At 46.6% G+C, this 16,747-nt stretch carries 13 protein-coding genes and 2 pseudogenes; 13 read left to right on the plus strand and 2 right to left on the minus strand.

The features are described 5' to 3' along the window. The first annotated feature begins 236 nt into the window (after nt 1-236). Entirely contained in the window at nt 237-5,303 is a 5,067-nt protein-coding gene (locus B9Y93_RS01310) for an S-layer homology domain-containing protein (protein WP_085492556.1), read from the plus strand. A gap of 167 nt (nt 5,304-5,470) precedes the next feature. Beyond that, complete coding sequence (locus tag B9Y93_RS01315; protein ID WP_085492557.1) at nt 5,471-5,941, plus strand: DinB family protein; 471 nt, start codon at nt 5,471-5,473, stop codon at nt 5,939-5,941. Between the two features lie 158 nt (nt 5,942-6,099). Here the strand turns inward: B9Y93_RS01315 and B9Y93_RS01320 are convergent. Further along, nucleotides 6,100-6,509, minus strand: a pseudogene (locus tag B9Y93_RS01320) (transposase); the annotation flags it as partial. 501 nt (nt 6,510-7,010) lie between these two features. Here B9Y93_RS01320 and B9Y93_RS01325 point away from each other — a divergent pair. The 5 genes from B9Y93_RS01325 to B9Y93_RS01345 all read left to right on the plus strand — a co-directional run bounded on the left by B9Y93_RS01325 (nt 7,011) and on the right by B9Y93_RS01345 (nt 11,034). Then, nucleotides 7,011-8,015 carry a hypothetical protein gene (locus B9Y93_RS01325; RefSeq protein ID WP_085492558.1) on the plus strand — a complete coding sequence of 335 codons (1,005 nt, stop codon included), beginning with the start codon at nt 7,011-7,013 and terminating at the stop codon, nt 8,013-8,015. Nucleotides 8,016-8,220: 205 nt separating this feature from the next. Next, entirely contained in the window at nt 8,221-9,204 is a 984-nt protein-coding gene (locus B9Y93_RS01330) for a hypothetical protein (RefSeq protein ID WP_139829124.1), read from the plus strand. Next, nucleotides 9,204-9,599: a hypothetical protein gene (locus B9Y93_RS01335; RefSeq protein ID WP_085492560.1), complete on the plus strand. Its 396-nt coding sequence runs from the start codon at nt 9,204-9,206 to the stop codon at nt 9,597-9,599. Before B9Y93_RS01330 ends, B9Y93_RS01335 begins: the two co-directional genes overlap by 1 nt. A 365-nt stretch (nt 9,600-9,964) precedes the next feature. Beyond that, a complete protein-coding gene (locus B9Y93_RS01340) occupies nt 9,965-10,627 on the plus strand; it encodes a hypothetical protein (RefSeq protein ID WP_139829125.1) in 663 nt (220 codons plus the stop codon). 17 nt (nt 10,628-10,644) lie between these two features. Further along, a complete protein-coding gene (locus tag B9Y93_RS01345; protein WP_085492562.1) occupies nt 10,645-11,034 on the plus strand; it encodes a hypothetical protein in 390 nt (129 codons plus the stop codon). Nucleotides 11,035-11,245: 211 nt separating this feature from the next. On the opposite strand, the pseudogene B9Y93_RS01350 reads toward B9Y93_RS01345, so the two are convergent. Beyond that, nucleotides 11,246-12,349 (minus strand): annotated as a pseudogene (locus B9Y93_RS01350) (transposase); the annotation flags it as partial. Nucleotides 12,350-12,561: 212 nt separating this feature from the next. On the opposite strand from B9Y93_RS01350, the gene B9Y93_RS01355 reads away from it, so the two are divergent. The 6 genes from B9Y93_RS01355 (at nt 12,562) to spoVAC (ending at nt 16,728) form a co-directional block, all read left to right on the plus strand. Further along, nucleotides 12,562-13,467, plus strand: a complete 906-nt coding sequence (locus B9Y93_RS01355; RefSeq protein ID WP_244903261.1) for a helix-turn-helix transcriptional regulator — start codon at nt 12,562-12,564, stop codon at nt 13,465-13,467. Nucleotides 13,468-13,535: 68 nt separating this feature from the next. Further along, the gene (locus B9Y93_RS01360) at nt 13,536-13,811 is read left to right on the plus strand and encodes a zinc ribbon domain-containing protein (protein WP_085492564.1); all 276 of its coding nucleotides are present in this window, start codon (nt 13,536-13,538) and stop codon (nt 13,809-13,811) included. Nucleotides 13,812-13,971: 160 nt separating this feature from the next. After that, nucleotides 13,972-14,862, plus strand: a complete 891-nt coding sequence (locus B9Y93_RS01365) for an SPL family radical SAM protein (protein WP_085492565.1) — start codon at nt 13,972-13,974, stop codon at nt 14,860-14,862. 140 nt (nt 14,863-15,002) lie between these two features. Then, nucleotides 15,003-15,713 (plus strand): carbohydrate-binding family 9-like protein, encoded by a 711-nt coding sequence (locus B9Y93_RS01370; protein ID WP_085492566.1) that lies wholly within the window; start codon nt 15,003-15,005, stop codon nt 15,711-15,713. A 237-nt stretch (nt 15,714-15,950) separates the two neighbouring features. Then, on the plus strand, nt 15,951-16,136 hold the full coding sequence (locus tag B9Y93_RS01375; RefSeq protein WP_085492567.1) for a hypothetical protein: 186 nt from the start codon (nt 15,951-15,953) through the stop codon (nt 16,134-16,136). Between the two features lie 85 nt (nt 16,137-16,221). Next, nucleotides 16,222-16,728, plus strand: a complete 507-nt coding sequence (gene spoVAC, locus B9Y93_RS01380) for a stage V sporulation protein AC (RefSeq protein WP_085492568.1) — start codon at nt 16,222-16,224, stop codon at nt 16,726-16,728. Nucleotides 16,729-16,747 lie beyond the last annotated feature (19 nt).

Consider the following 16,747-nt stretch of genomic DNA (forward strand, 5'->3'; position numbering starts at 1 on the left):
GGAGAAATCTTCCGGCCTGATGCTCTTTCGTATGATCAGGCGAGCCAGAATCTTATGGCTGGCTTTTTTTGTGGTCGTTTTATGTTGGAGAAAAGGAAGCAGTAGTAGCGTGGCGGGCAGGGTCGCAAATCCATTTACAGGATCTATACATGCCCATGATATTCCATTAACATCCATTCGATATACTCTCTTGTACATGCGTGTTAGTCATCTTATAGAGGAGAGGGTAAGAAATCATGAAAAAGCGTACTTATCGAAAATGGAGTTCACTTGTGATGGTGTGCAGTCTTCTTGTTGGCCTGCTGCCGGCACCAGGCCTTGGGCATGCGATGGCTGGCGGACAAGCACCAGCCCTGCTGATTACTGAGATGGTCCCAGACACCACCAACATCTCTAGCAAGGACGGCTATGAATTTATCGAGATTTATAATGCGACGGACACCCCAATTGATATGAAACAGCAGCATCTATATTATGTGAATGGCGGCAGCGAGAAAGAGTGGGAATTAGCAGCGCCTGAAGCTCTTATTCAACCGAAACAAGCCATTGTGCTGTGGCTGATGAATAGTGTGAACGGTAAGCAGACCGCGCAGGACTTCAACACGGTATTTGGGACATCGTTAGTTGAAAATGTAAACTTGTTCCGGATGGATGCGGGCGACGGCATGTCTAATTCGGGACCAAGAACCGTAATCATTAGAGACGGGGCAGGCGTGGACATCGTACAAGCCTCCTACGACAACGATGAGCAGACCAAGCCGGACAAAGGCATGTTCTATCAGCATCCTGTGCCAAGAACAACAGCAATGGTGATGATGGATGCGCCTGGCACGCTGCCAGCCACACCAGGAACGGTAACAGAAGAGCAGCTAGTACCTGCCGCACCGTCTTTATCGCTCAATATCGAACATGTCTCCCAAGAAGAGATCTATACGGGCCTTGATGTTCCTGTCTATGCTGGAATTTCTGATTATATTGGGACGGTTACCGCAGATGTCTACTATAAGACTGAGCTGGAGCAGGAGTATCGGAATCTGCCATTGACTGTCACGGGCGCGACTTATGGGACGGTGATCCCTTACACGGAATTGCTTGGCGCCAATACGCTGAGCTATTATATTCAGGCACAAGATGAGCTTCAATTGGTAAAGTCTCCTGACGTTCACATGAAGCTTGCACCTGTGCCAACGGGCAAAGAACAACCTTCGCCGATGCTGATTACAGAGCTGCTGCCTAACAGTTCCAATGTTGGCGATGCAGACGGCTATGAGTTCATTGAGATCTATAACAACACGGACAACGATATAAACTTTAAAGACTATAAGATCTTCTACCGTTATACCGACTCAGGCCCAGATGCGGATGTGGTGTGGCCGACGGATCGTGAAGACCTGATGATTAGATCCAAGCAGACGATGGTGTTCTGGGTGATCAATAAAGCCAACTCAAGCAAGACCGTCGACGACTTCAACCATGCCTTTGGGACGAGTCTTGTGGAGAATGAGAATATCGTGAAGATATACAGCGATGGCATGGCAAATGGCTCACGTCGCGGTGTGGTGATTGGCACGAACACCCATAAGGAGATCGCTTCAGCCTACTATGACGGCAGTATCGTAAATGTGGAGAATCAAGGCACGCATTATCGCTATTCGACAGACGGCACAGGTGTTATGCTGCCCATCTACTCGGGAACGAAGCCGGCAACGCCGGGAATATGGGAGCCCGCTCAAGTACCTCCAGCAGCTGTTCATGAAGAGGATCAAGCAGAGCCCGTTGTTACTGATCTGACGAAGCCGCAAGAGGTGCAGCAGACTGACGATGTGAAGATCGTGCTGGATGCGAAGGATGATCAACAAGTCAAGACGGTGGCGCTCTACTACAAGACCAGCGGATCCAGCACTTTTACGAAGCGCTATTTGTATGAAAATTATAATGACAAGCTGTACAGCTATACGATCTACTCGCCCGATCTTATCGGTCAAGCGTCACTCACGTACTATGCTGAAGTGTCCGATGGATTCCATACGATAACGACGCCAACCCGAGACATCGCCATTACAGGCGGCGTTCAAGAAACTCCGCTCCGACTGAATGTGAAAGACGGCGACTTCGTACGCGGCACGAAGGTGATCAAGGCTTCTGCGAATGCGGTGGATGCCGAGCAATTGAAGCTTAAGCTTGCTGGCGAAGAAGCACAGGATACGTTCCGGGCATTAGAGCTCGACCCGATCTTTGCTTTTGATACAACGGAAGTCAACTATTACTTTAAAAATGCGGTTACGATGGGAGAAGACATTCTCTATACGTTCTTAGATCCCATTAACATTTATACGACCTTGTCTTATCCGATTGCTTCAGACCGACTCCATCTAGGCACCAATGAGATTGCGATTCGGGCTGGAACCAAGTCCGGACCATTTGATGATCGTCCAGAGGAAAACAAGGATGATTTCAAGGTGCGCAATGTCCGCCTTATACTTGCAGATGGTACCGCAATCTATGATTCGGCCTACAGTGACAAGGAGCAGGAGATTAAGATGGGCGACAGCTCTGGTCGCTTGGAGGCTCTTCCTCTGCGCTTTGAAATTACGAATGAGCATCTGGCTGCGAAGGCAGCCAAGTGGGATACGACGAAGCTTCAAGACGGCGAATACACCGTACAAGCCGTTGCACCAGATCAATCTACGGTATCGGCTGTTGTGAAGATTGATAACACCATTCCACAGATCTCACCTTCCTTGGAGGATGGCAAGACCTACCGCGGGAAATTTGTGATTCAGGCTGAAGTGAAGGATGAGCTGTCTGGGGTTGAGGCCGTCAAGGCCAGCTTGGACGGTGAAGAGATAAAGCTGCCTTATGCAGCTTCATCCGGAGAGCTTACACCTGGCCAACATACGCTCGTCATTCAAGCGACTGACAAAGTAGGCAACGAGGCTGTAACGACGGTTTCATTTGAGACGCCAGTGGAGAATCCAGACAAGCCAGCGGTTATCTCGGTTAAGGATGGAGAGACGGGGGTGTCGGTGAATCCGGTGCTGGCAGTCAAAGTCCGTGATGCGCTGAATGATACGATGAGTGCGATCTTTTTAAGAGGCTTCCATTATGATGCTTCACGTGCACAAGGCTTTGCAGGCTACAGAGGATCAAGCGAAGTAGAGCCTCCGAGACAGCTGGTTCCGGGTGGGGAGCAAGCGATGACGAAGGAGGACTACAACAAGATCAAGGCTGCTGACGGCCTGTATTTGACAGATGATGCGACGGAAAAATTCCCTTATCATCGCTTCGATATCACCTTGGATTCAAGCGTCAAAGCGACTGACCGAGTCGAGGTGGAGTGGAAGGGGAACTCGCTTGAAGGCCGGAAGGTAAGCATGTATGCATGGAGTCCTGCTGAGGGCAAGTGGAAGCTGCTGACATACCGTATCGCTGGAACAGAAGACTTTGAGTTGAAGCATACCGTGCCAGCCGGTGATTACAATAATGACGGCAAGCTTCACGTGATGATTCAAGATGAGAGGCCTGTATCCGAGGACCCGTATGACTTCTCTTTCATCTGGATGTCGGATACACAGTATTACTCCGAGAGCTACCCTGATATTTATGATAAAAATGTGAAATGGATTGTTGATCAGCAAGAGGCAATGGATATTCGCTATGTCATTCATACGGGTGATATCGTTGATGATGCAGATCAGGATTATCAATGGGTCAATGCAAACCGATCGATGAGTGTGCTGGATAACAGCAGCATCCCGTATGGGGTGCTGGCAGGCAATCATGATGTCGCTCATCAAACAGGCGATTACCATTACTACTGGCAGCATTACGGTGAAGATCGATTCAAGCATCAGCCGACTTATGGAGGGTCCTACCAGAACAACCGCGGTCATTATGATCTTGTTTCTGCGGGCGGCGTTGATTTTATCATCGTCTATATGGGCTGGAATATTGGAGACCAAGAAATTCAGTGGATCGACGATGTGCTGAAGCAGCATCCGGATCGCAAGGCGATTCTTGCCTTTCATGAGTATTTGCTTGTATCGGGTAATCGAGCCCCAATTGCTGACCAGATCTACGAGCAGGTTGTGATCCCCAATAAAAATGTGATTGCGGTGTTGTCCGGTCATTATCATGATGCGGAGACGCTGGTTGATCAGCTTGATGATGATGGTGATGGAACGCCTGACCGCAAAGTATATCAGATGCTGGCAGACTATCAAGGAGCTGAGATGGGTGGACTTGGCTACATTCGCCTGCTGCAATTTGATCTTGATGCTAATCAGATTCATGTGAAGACCTATTCGCCTTATCTAGATGATTATAATTACTATGATCCTGCGGCGTTCCCTGACAAGGATGAATTTGATATTGATGTGGATTTGTTGCCGATGGAAAAGCGTGTGGCGACCGATTATTTTCAAGTTAACCTGTATACCGATCAGCAGATTGGCAAGGTGGACAAGCTTACGAGCGGAAGCCAAGCTTCTGTTACATGGACAGGCTTGAAGCATGGACAGCTCTATCAATGGTACGTGCAAGCAGAAGATGACCATAGCGGAAAGTCCATCTCTGATGTTTGGAGCTTCCATACGAAATCTGCGGACAGCGGATCTGGCGGCTCGAATGGCGGCTCAGGTTCAAATAACAATCATACAGGCGGAACGACAGATCCCGAGCAAGGAGGAGAGGACGGTTCCGATGGGGATGGCTCTGAGGGCAGCGATTCTAATGGATCCACGGAACATGTTCAGCACTTCAAGGATGTTCCGGCATCTCATTGGGCTTATGACTATATTCAGGCCTTGTTGAAAAAGGACATCGTAAATGGAGTAGATAAAAACCACTATCGTCCGAATCAGGCGCTTACTAGGGCTGAATTCGCGAAGCTGCTGGTCAGAGCCTATGAAGTAAAGCCTTATCTCAGCAAGGTGGATCGCTTCAAGGATGTGGCCCATGGAAGCTGGTACGAGGAACCTGTTTACGCAGCAGCGGCTGCGGGATGGATTCAGGGCACAGGCGATGGCCGCTTCGAACCGAACCGCCACATTACACGCGAGGAAATGGCCGTCATGATCATGCGAGCCTATGAATGGAAGCATGGCACGGGAGAGAATAAGGAGAGGACCGCAGTCTATAGCGATCAGCAGCATATTAGCAAGTGGGCAATGGCAGCTGTTGCTGGCGCAAGCGAGCTTGGTTTTATGCAAGGCCAAGGACGCAATACGTTTGCCCCTTCCAAGCCTGCAACCCGTGCTGAAGCAGCAAAGGTTATCTATATGATGATCAACAGCCATTCATAAACGATGCGTGAGCAAAGCTCATTCATTCTTATCAACAATGAGCGAAAGAAAAAGGCGCTTCGGGGCAAATGCTCCGAGCCTTTTTCATCTGGCATGATCTAATTGGTCGGATATGGTATGATGAACGCATATTCATACTTACTACGATTCATAGAAAGGGTGGAATCATGGATCAAGCATTATTCAAGCAGCTCGCCTTTGTGCGCGAGGTTACACTACAACTTGTCCAGAATGTAAGCGAACAAGAAGCAGACGTCGTACCAGATGGATTCAACAACAACATCCGTTGGAATCTTGGACACATTTATCTTGTTCAGGAGGTGTTCGCGTTTGCCCGTGCAGGGGAGATTCCTAAGATTCCCGATGGTTTCGTGGAGTGGTTTAATATGGGGACCAAGCCTGCAGATTGGGAGCAAGCTCCTCCTTCCTTGGAAGAGCTTAGCGGATTGCTTCGAGAGCAGATCAAGCGTATTGAAGAGACATTTATGAACCGTTTGCAGGAGCGCTCAGCACAGCCGATGGCCATTCGCACGCTTAATCTTGAGACTGTAGAAGAGTTCCTGACATTCAGTTTGTATCATGAAGGCACGCATACTCAGGTGATAAAGTCCATCAAGAGGCTTATTCAGCATAGCTAGTCAATAAATATTACACATACGGACCCCCGCACCGCCCTCTTAGCGGCAGCGGGGTCTTTTTTTTGCCTGAAGCTTCTTGTAAGTCTTCATAAAAACTCCGAAGACAAGACGAGGCCACTGAAGAACTTACGTTTTTTATTCAATTTATCCCTATGTTTTCAATCTATTAACTTCAATATCCGCTTTAAGTTCACAGCAAATATCGTCATCGCACCTTGTAATTCCATACCAATCAGACCAGAGAAGTAGCTACATCATACCCGTGTCCATGTTTAAGTTCGCTATTCTTCGCTTCAATTTTGTAGCGTTCCTTCGATTTTTCTTTAAATTACTCTGTTTCCTTAAACGCCATCTGTTCCGAATGCTCTTCAGATTTAATCGTTACAGAGTAGGCTTTGCTCTTCGATCCTTCTTTATAACAACCCTCTTTAAACGGTCAACGCTTGCACTGTTCCACGTCAAAATAATAGGTGTCTGCCTGGTTTTTGCCGGTGCCTTTCTTGCCCTGTCGGGACTTCCGAATAGCCATATGACCGGCGCATACGTACATTCCGGCATCCTTATTAAATGAGCATTTTACATTAACTTGAGCCCTTGATACACAAGGATTTTCAAGCATAAAAAATGGACTTCACCCCAACTTGGTGAAGTTTTTGGGTGACCAAACCCAAGAAACCAAGAATGGAGAAAGTCATCTTGTATATTCTCCAAGAAAGACAGAGCGGACAGGATCCCCTTCCCTTGGAAGGCGATTTCCATAATCCTTTTCCTCTATGCGTCTTTGCCAATCCTGAAGCCCCCTTTATATAGTTTGTACCTGACTAGCAGGTGTATCTAAAGTATAGAGGGATATGGGTTAAAATAGGAATTTGCCATATTTAACGCGGGATATTGCAAGTATATGTGATATTATGGAAAATAATATGAGCTATTCTTTCTGTGTAGTCCGTCATAATTACGATCATAAGCTATGCATTTCTATCAAGTGGAGAGAACAACTTCGATGTGAGGCAGCTGAGTCATTTTTCCGATGTAGGAAATGTTATTGTTTCATAGTCGGAGGTGTCAAGTGAACGTTCAAGCAGATCCCAATAAAATCGAAGAACTCTCGCAGCAATTCAAGTGTTGGAGAAGAGAGCTGGAATCGAGCTATGTTCAGATGGTCAATGTGGCGAATCGTACCGCTGGTTCTGCTCGGTCCTCATATTCTGAGGATAGCGGGGTGCGGAGCGCAGCCAATCAAGTCGAACGATTAGCGCAAGAGATTCAGCACGAGGCTAGGGAACTGGTAGGGAGATTAGAAGAGCAATCCCGGCTGCTGTATCAGGCGGCTGGCGAGTACAGGCAGCTGGAGCGCGAAGCCGAGCGGAAGCTTCAATCCGCAGAATCTTCTCGCTTGCCCACAGAGTTACAGCGCTTTATTTCTCAAGGGGTACACGCTGGCAGTGGTGTTCTAGCGCCAATGAGCGTTCAGATACTGCCAGCGATGAAGCAATTGTATCGCATTATGGATCAGACCTCCTTTGTCAGGAAGCTGATGGATATGCTGCTGTCCAAGCAAGTGGCAGTTGTGCATGCTGACCCTATGGTCGCGGAATGGCTTCGTACCTTATCGGGCGGTACACCAGTAGAGAAGGAAGCGGCTCGCTTAAAGCTCTCTACGATTGCAATGTCCTTGACCGCGATTAAGGAAGCTCAGCAGGAGTACAGTGTATACCACTATTTCGGGCGCTCGGGTTATATGGACGAAGCGCGTGTGCGAGCGAATGAAGCAAGAGTGAAGCTGCGAGCACTAGGAGTGGATGATACCTACTACAATGAGCAAGTCAAGCTAGCGGGAATGAACCTGCTGGATTCGCTGGAAGCCTGCTGCTACAATCCGCTAAAGGACGACGGTTCGCCGATGCCAGAGCAAGCAGAGCTGCTTGCATATATTCAGCAGGCTATAACCAAGGGACAGGTTGATCCTCTGGATGCCTTGCAGTATCAACTGCTGGAGGAGAAGCTAAGGAAGATCGAGAGTGGAGAGCTTCCGCCAACAATATCCATCGCTTCTGAGCAGGTTTTTGAATAGGCATTGTTCGTTAACTAATCATTTGCCCGATGGAACGCTTATTGATGAGAACAATAAGTGGAACGAGACCACCTTTGCTTATTTTGAAACATACATCAAGCATGAAGGAATGGAAGCGCCGCTTACCCACTATGACAGCTGGGTAAAAGAGACGTATGGCAGAACGAAATGGGAAGGCTTCGTCAAGACATCCGGAGAAGTGACGATGGGCTTTACAAAAGGCCTGCTTACCGGCATCATTGAAGGCATCGTCGATACCGCAGGCTTGGCATACCAACTGGTCGTAGACCCTCAGCAGGTGGGGCAGGATATGCTGTATGCGGCAGAGTACCTTATACAGAATCCGGACATGGTGGTTGAGGCAGCCAAGCAGATGTACGCGAACTTCGAAAGTGCATCGCCTGAGGAAAAGGCAGAAATGATTGGCAAGGTGTCCTCCATTCTCGTGCCGGGAATGGGCGTGACGAAGGCTGGCAAAGCGGCGAAGGTGCCGGAAGCGTTAAGCAGCATGACCCAAGCGGTGAAGACAAGCAAGGCTGTAAACGTGCTGTCCGATCCCCTGAAGAAGCTCAAAGGGATCGATTGGCGAACTTACGCCAATTCGTTCCAAGATTGGACTAAAGGCCTCCAGCCAGGCCGTTATGCCGTAACACCAGAAGGGATGTTTATCAGGATACCGGATGAAACCTCTTCTGTGGTCAGGCGAATCGATGCTGGGGATGGTAAGAAGATTGAGGGAATGGGTAAACCTCCGCATCGTATTTTTGATGAAAATGGAAATCCTCTTCCTTTCGGCTTTTCCAGCGATAAGCAATATGATGATTTTGTAAAGTCTTTGAAAGAAGAGCTTCCAGAAGGGACACAAATCTTATTCCAAGGAAGTTCCGTGACTGGAGTGAGTCACAAAAAAGGATTACCATTTGACCAAGACAGAAAAAGCGATTTTGATATTGCTTTGGTTAATGATGATTTATTCTTAGAAGCATTAGAGATTGGAAGAGGTGGTGGGTTTAAAATGAAAACTGACCCAAATAGAATTGGACCACTGGATGAAAAACAGCTTGATAGACTTGGATTGTTGGAAATTATAGAAAAGAAATCAAAGGAAGCTGGTCGCCCTGTAAGTTTTATGTTATATGAGAGTGTAGAACAAGCACTTAAACGACCAAGTTTAACGGTGACACCATGATGAATAGGTACTTAAAGTTTGGTGTAAGTAATGATGATATGGAACTTGTGACAAAAGATTTACAAAAACTATTAAACATATGCTTTGAAGAGCATGAAAGTAGCTACTGGGGAGAATATAATGTTGCCCAATTATCCGAAACCGAGAATATTAGGCTGATTTATAATTACATTGACGATGACTGGCAGGAAGAAGATTTCAAAGAATATCCATTACTACTTGAACTAAATCGGATAAACGAACCTGAGAAGATGTCGCACCTTCTTTGTGAACATCTTTCTTATATTTGTCTATTGTATATGGATGAAATTGATGCAAAGGTTTCATCGAGAAGATATGTTCTTGAAAACGGTAAATTCAAATTGGTTTATGAGAACTTGAATAATAAAAAATAATGAATCGTCACACTTGTACATCTGTTTTTTTATTGGGCGGGCTACCCAGTAGAGATTGAAACACTATACCTCATCATTGCTAGCATAACCTTTGGTCTACATGTAAGATACTTTTACAAATTAAGATGCACGTACTGAAGGTCTGGAAAAAGTATACCTTTTTATCGTAGTAGCGTTACACAAAACAGGTCAATTATGGTCAGATACCACCATGATTGACCTATTTTTTGATATATTCATTTCTTGTGACTTTTCCCAATCTGTTTCAACTGCATATTAACCTACAACACAAAAAGGTGCTGGTTGAGGCAGCCAAGCAGATGTACGCGAACTTCGAAAGTGCATCGCATGAGGAAAAGGCAGAAATGATCGGCAAGGTGTCCTCCATTCTCGTGCCGGGAATGGGCGTGAAGAAGGCTGGCAAAGCGGCGAAGGTGCCGGAAGCATTAAGCAGCATGACCCAAGCGGTGAAGACAAGCCAGGCTGTAAACGTGCTGTCCGATCCCCTGAAGAAGCTCAAAGGGATCGATTGGCGAACTTACGCCAATTCGTTCCAAGATTGGACTAAAGGCCTCCAGCCAGGCCGTTATGCCGTAACACCAGAAGGGATGTTTATCAGGATACCGGATGAAACCTCTTCTGTGGTCAGGCGGATCGATGCTGGGGATGGCAAGAAGATTGAGGGGACGGGTAAAGTTCCGTCAGACTTTGCCGACCGTGCTAAACTTAAAGGACATTTTGACAAACACGGAAAAGAATTTGGCGGACTCTATAAAAATGTCGATGAGTATTTAGAAGGTGCAAAAAAAGTAATAAATAATGGCATAAAGGTGAAGTACGAATACAAGGATGAAATACGAACAGGTTACGTTAGATTTATGGGGAATAACAAAGATGGTAAAGCAAAGTTTGAATTTGTAGGAACAAATAATAATGGTGAAATTACTACGTACCATACTCAAAGTGGCAAAAAGTTCTGGAAAACTATTAATGGAGAGAATATCCCTGTAATAAATCCTGCCGAGTAAGGAGAGAGGTGTTAGAAATGAAGTATTGGGCTGTAGTTAAAAGACTAGACCCACATATTGAAGAGGAAGTAACTCTTGAAGTCGAAGGTTTTGAATTTACAGGGTTTGCCTTTATCTGCCCCTATGAAATTGAAGTAGGAAGGAGATACCCTGTATCAATAGGGTTTACTATTTTAGATGAGTTAATTATTCGTGAAATTTATGAGGGCAGGCAAGAATTGGAACGAATTGATGAAGGCTTCCAATACTATCTTCGGGGGTTATTACAAGTGGACTCAATTGACACTGGGGTCGTTTTTACTGACGAGGATGAGTATTTTGCTGATTATCCCGATTTGATAGGTAAGTATGTTGAAATGAAAGTTGATAGAATTAGTATTGAATTTTTAAAAGAAGATAACATATAAAGGACAACAATCATGGTGTGGAAAGGTAGACTATGTATTGTGGTGGGGCTACCCAGTGTCGAATGAACCACTTTACCTCATCTTACCAACATAACCTCTGTTCTACCTGAAAAAAGTTTTTATGAATTGAGCATTTTGCATATTTCCATTTATGAAGTTTAGGCAGTGGAAATATGGGGCCCGTTAAACTAGCATTTCAGCTAAATCAACTTCGAATACTCCAGACGTGCATGGCGTCTGCGGTGAGATAGGTTTTCAATCTGGAGTTGCATCGTTCTACGCTGGTTCTTTCGTTATAAAGCTCCTTCCAGCGTTTCGTGTCTCGATGTGGACTTGAATAGCGCCGCAATTCGTTTTTCGTATCGATTTTGACGAACATTCCATAGTTGGAAGATGAGCAAGCAGCCATCCCAAGTGGACAGTCTACCTTGCCAGTGACATGGGGACAGCGGAATTTCAGGTGTTCTCCATCAACGCCCCAATAAGTCAATATATAGCCTATCGAGCAACAGGGTGTGCCACTGGATGTCATGCCTGCAGGTGGTTCCTTCTCGTTGCGAAGGTTCATTGGAATAATCGCCTGCGCCTTTACGTTTCGCGCTGCTTCGTAGTTTTTAAGCTGGTCATAACCGGCATCAAGCACAAAGAACTTCACCTGTGTACCCGCAGCCACTTGTTCTATGAGAGTCGGAGCCATATCGCCGTCATTGACGTGAGCCAGTGTAACGGAGAGCGCCATCGGCAGCTCGCTTGCTGTGTCGACGGCGAGATGAATCTTGTAGCCAAACCACATGACCTTGTTGCCAAACGAATCGAACTTAGCTCTCCAGTTAGCATTGCCAGTCCGTTCGCTTTTCCGTTACGGTTGCTTCTTCTCATAAGCATGAATCGCGGCACTGTCAATCGCCACATGACTTCCGTCGATGATTCCCTCCTTCTTGCATTGTACAACGAGATCATCAAAAAGGAGCTTAGCCAATTCCTTGCCGGTTAATTCAGCGAACACGCGGCTTAAAGTCGCGATGGAAGGAGCCTCACGGTCCAGTCTAAGTCCACATTGATAACGAAAGCGAAGATCGACATCCAAACGACGATGTAGACCAGTAAGTGTATCGATGTTCTCAAGCGGGGCAGCAAGTAGCGCACGAAGAATCCCTTGCCTGCAATGCCCGTCGGCACCTCGGGGTGAATGACTTCTCAATTCCTTGGCATAGGGGCGTAAGTCCAGGGCACTGAAAAAGATAGGCAATCGTTCTTTGGATTCAAGTTTTTGAAGCTCATCAAAGGAAAATAGACTTTCTTGTAGAATATACAAAGTGACTTCCCTCGGGGTGAAGTCACTTTTTTGTGCTCAAAAACCTTTCGTGGAGCATTACCAGCAAGCCAGAAAATTAATAAACCAAGCGGATAAGCTGGAACAGCCAGGACAAACCGACGCACAGGTAATGACAGAAGTAAATCAGTTACTTGGACAAGACGGATGTCCTTTCCTGGGGTCCGTGTGATATAGTGGCTTCGAGGTGAAGAATGATGCAGGTGCACCGAATGTTCGAGATTATTTATCTTTTAATGCATAAGAAGACGCTCACGGCCAAGGAACTGGCTGATCAATTCGAAGTTTCACCACGGACGATTTACCGCGATATAGACACCTTGTGCGAGGCGGGCATACCGATCTATACCACAAAGGGCAAGGGCGGGGGGATAAGGCTCGTTGACTCCTACATATTGAACAAATCGATCCTTTCGGAAAAGGAGCAAGAAGAGATCTTATCCTCGCTGTATGGTCTCCATGCTGTCAGTGGAGATACCGAGCAGGTACTCTCCAAGCTCAGCGGATTGTTTAATAAGACAAGTCCAAGCTGGATCGAGGTGGATCTGTCTCAGTGGGGTGCGGATGACTCAGGGAAGTATCAGCTGCTTCGTACCGCGATATTGCAGCAACGGGTTATCGTGTTTGATTACTATAACAGCTATGGCCAATTCTCCAGACGTCGGGTTGAGCCGCTTCAGCTGTGGTTCAAGCATAAGACGTGGTATTTAAGAGCGTATTGCACAGACAAAGAAGCGGTGAGGCTGTTCAAGCTGACACGCATGAAGCGCCTAGAACAATTAGAAGACATCTTCGAAGAATGTCCTTTGCTTCGTACAGATGGCCTTTTGCCTGATCCTCCATCCAGGCAAACACCTTCGATTCAGCTCGTCCTTCGTATAGATGCCTCGCAAGCATATCGAGTATTCGATGAATTTGAAGAGGAGCAAATCACTAAAGAACAAGATGGCAGCTGGCTTGTTACGGTGGAATACCCAGAGGATGAGTGGGTATATGGCTATCTCATGTCGTATGGGCCTTATGCGGAAGTACTGGCACCTGCGTATATTCGAGACATACTCAAAGAGCGGCTGCAGCTTGCTGCGAATCGATATTTGTAATATGACACGCTGTTGTCATATTCCACCCCTTACAATAAGCTTATCAACTGCGAAAGGGGAAAGAAGAGATGGAACAGGTATCATTTTGTCAGAGCTGCGGTATGCCTATGAAGGCGGAGGACAACTTGTACGGGACCAATGCTGATGGCAGCAACAACGAAGACTATTGCATGTATTGCTTCAAGGAAGGGGCATTTACTTCCGATATGTCTATGGAGGAAATGATTGAGTTCTGTGTGCCGCACATGGTGTCAGGCAATCAGGAGATGACGGAAGCAGCGGCGCGTGCGAGCATGCAGGCATTCTTCCCAAGGCTGAAGCGCTGGGCCAAATCGGGAGCATAATGTCCCTTGCTCGTTGGACTAGCATGAGCAAATGGATTGGAAGCAGGAGAATAAGGTTTATAGATGCATATGAAATAGACGGAAGATCCAAGGACGCTTATGGCATTTCTTTGGATCTTCTCCTTGTATACTTGTCTTATGCTTGGCGAGGAGAATGGATATGGAATGGATTACGGCCAAGAGCCTTCTTGTGAAAAACAAGCATGCGGATTGGTTCGGCCATGATTATACGATGAACCTGTACCGTGGCTGCCATCATGGATGCATTTATTGTGATTCTAGAAGCAGCTGCTATGGAATCGAGCATTTTGATATCGTACGGGGAAAGGAAAATAGTGAGGAGCTTCTGCACCGCGAGCTTGCAAGCAAGCGAAGCAAGGGGGTCATTGGGATGGGCTCCATGAGTGATCCCTATAATCATGATGAGCCGGAGCAGCAACTGACTAGACGAGCTTTAAGCGTAATAAAGCAGCATCGATTCGGTGTGTCCATTGCAACAAAGAGCGCCTTGGTCACTCGAGACTTGGATCTGCTGTCACAGATTCAAGATTTGGCCCCGGTCAATGTCAGCTTGTCCATTACTGCAGCGGATGACACGTTAAGCGAGCGAATCGAGCGGCGAGTCGCATCTTCTTCTGAGCGATTTCAAGCCTTGAAGCAATTGAGAGAAGCTCAAATATTTGCTGGAGTATTAATGATGCCCATCCTGCCATTTATTACAGATACGGGTTCGAATATTAAGAGGATCATTAATCTGGCGCATGAAGCAGGCGCGAATTACATCTTTCCTTCGTTTGGTGTAACGCTTCGTGATAACCAACGCGAGCACTATTTTCGCTGGCTGGACAAGCTGTATCCGGGAATGAAGGAGCAGTATATACATACGTATGGATCACGCTATGGCTGCATGTCGACACGCCAGCGGAAGCTGGAGCAGGCATTCAAGGAGGCCTGTACAGAGCGGGGAATACTGTATCGCATGCCGGATATTATTAAGGCCTATAAGCAGGAGCGACAACTCGAAGAGCCTGAACAGCTGTCTTTATTCTGAGAAGGGAAGCGAGAACACCGTTGTCCCGCGATGAACGGCCCTGAATGGCGATTCTCTGCTTCCCTTTGGACAGAATATCGCGTACGATATAACAGATGTAAAGACGAGATAGAGATCCTATCATTGGAGTGAGAGTAACGATGACCTTGCATACGACAACCAATCATTCTGCAGCATCCTTCCATCCATCTCATGTACCAGCTTATGACTGTGTATTCACAACAGCCCCGCTTACGGAAGAGTATTGGCTGAGCCTTCCTAAGCTGTCGCTGGCTGAGGTAGTAACAGGGGAGAAGCCAGCATTAGAGACAGCAGCAAGCTTATGCTGGACGACTACGAGCTTGCATATTCGTTTTTGGTGCCTTGATGATCATGTCTTCAGCCCATACCAAGACCATGATGACCCTTTATACGAGGCCGATGTAGTGGAATGCTTCATTGATCCAGAAGGACAAGGCAATTTTCACTATGAGTTTAATCTAAGCCCCAACAATATTGTCTTTGATTCCAAGATCATCAATAAGAACGGCGAGCCCTATGAATTTCATACCGAATGGGACGCCCAAGATCTTGTGACATCCGTTCATGAAGGTGGGCTTGACGATCTCAGCATGATGGATAATGCTGATAAGAACAAGATTGCATCTGAACAATCCAAGCTGCTTGTGTATGATCTGGACATTCCTTTTGCAGCTCTTGGCTCAGCGCCATCCAAGGGGCAGGAGTGGAGGATTAATCTGTTTCGCATCGATCAGGATAAGGAAGGCGCACGTGCTTTCACAGCATGGTCGCCAACAGGGGAGATTAAGTTTCATGTGCCAGCCTTATTTGGCAAGCTGCAATTTGTGTAGCTTGTTCCAGCGCTGCTAGAACAGAAGTCATATCATGATGAAGACCTCAGTCACCGCGTAACAGTGGGACAGAGGTCTTTTTTTGATCCATGAGATTCTAACTCAAAATGCCCGTTTTGAAGAGGGTTCAAATAGAAGTTTGCTTGAAGCTTGTTTTCTAGTCGCATCCCCATATATGAAAGCATATCGTGTTACTAAACCAGGTTCTATCGAAAGCTTACTTAAGGAGGCGACGATATGCCAAGAAAGTCGAAGTCGGCAGGAAAGGCCTCAAGAGACAGACGACATCGCTTGAATAAATCTGTCTCCCATGAACAATGGCTGTTCAGCCTATTGGCGCTTGTCCTATTCGTGCTGCTTGTCATCTTATGCTTATGGTTTGCGATGGAAAATGTAACACATCCGATCATGCAGCTTGAATAACATAATCTCGCACATTTGAACAAATACTGTATAGGAAATCAGCAATGAGACGGATGTCTTCATTGGAAGATAAGGAGGTATGCCTATGGCGACAAAATCAAAATCAAAGACTCCTGCATGGAAGACGGGCGAGTGGAGTATTTCACAAGAGCAATACAAACAAATAGCCAACAAGCGAGAGCCTTCACGTTCCGTTTATAAGAATTGCATCCGAGCGTTCTTAGTGGGCGGAACGATATGCTTGATCGGACAAGTTATCCAACAGATGTTTATTTCGTTTGCAGGCATGAGCAAGGAGCAGGCAAGCAGCCCTACTGTTGTAACGCTTATTCTTATATCCGTCATACTAACTTGCTTTGGTGTGTATGACAAAATTGCGCAGTGGGCAGGAGCGGGCTCGGCTGTGCCTGTCACTGGCTTTGCGAACTCCATGAGCTCGGCAGCAATGGAGCACCGCAGCGAAGGATTGGTGCTTGGCGTAGGAGCCAATATGTTCAAACTGGCAGGTTCCGTGATTGTGTTTGGTACCGTCGCAGCGTTTATTATTGCGCTAATTTACTTGATCTTTGGCATCAATATCAAGCACGGATAAAGAGCATTACAGTGAGGAG

This window comes from Paenibacillus aquistagni (assembly GCF_900177815.1).
GTDB lineage: Bacteria > Bacillota > Bacilli > Paenibacillales > Paenibacillaceae > Paenibacillus_B > Paenibacillus_B aquistagni.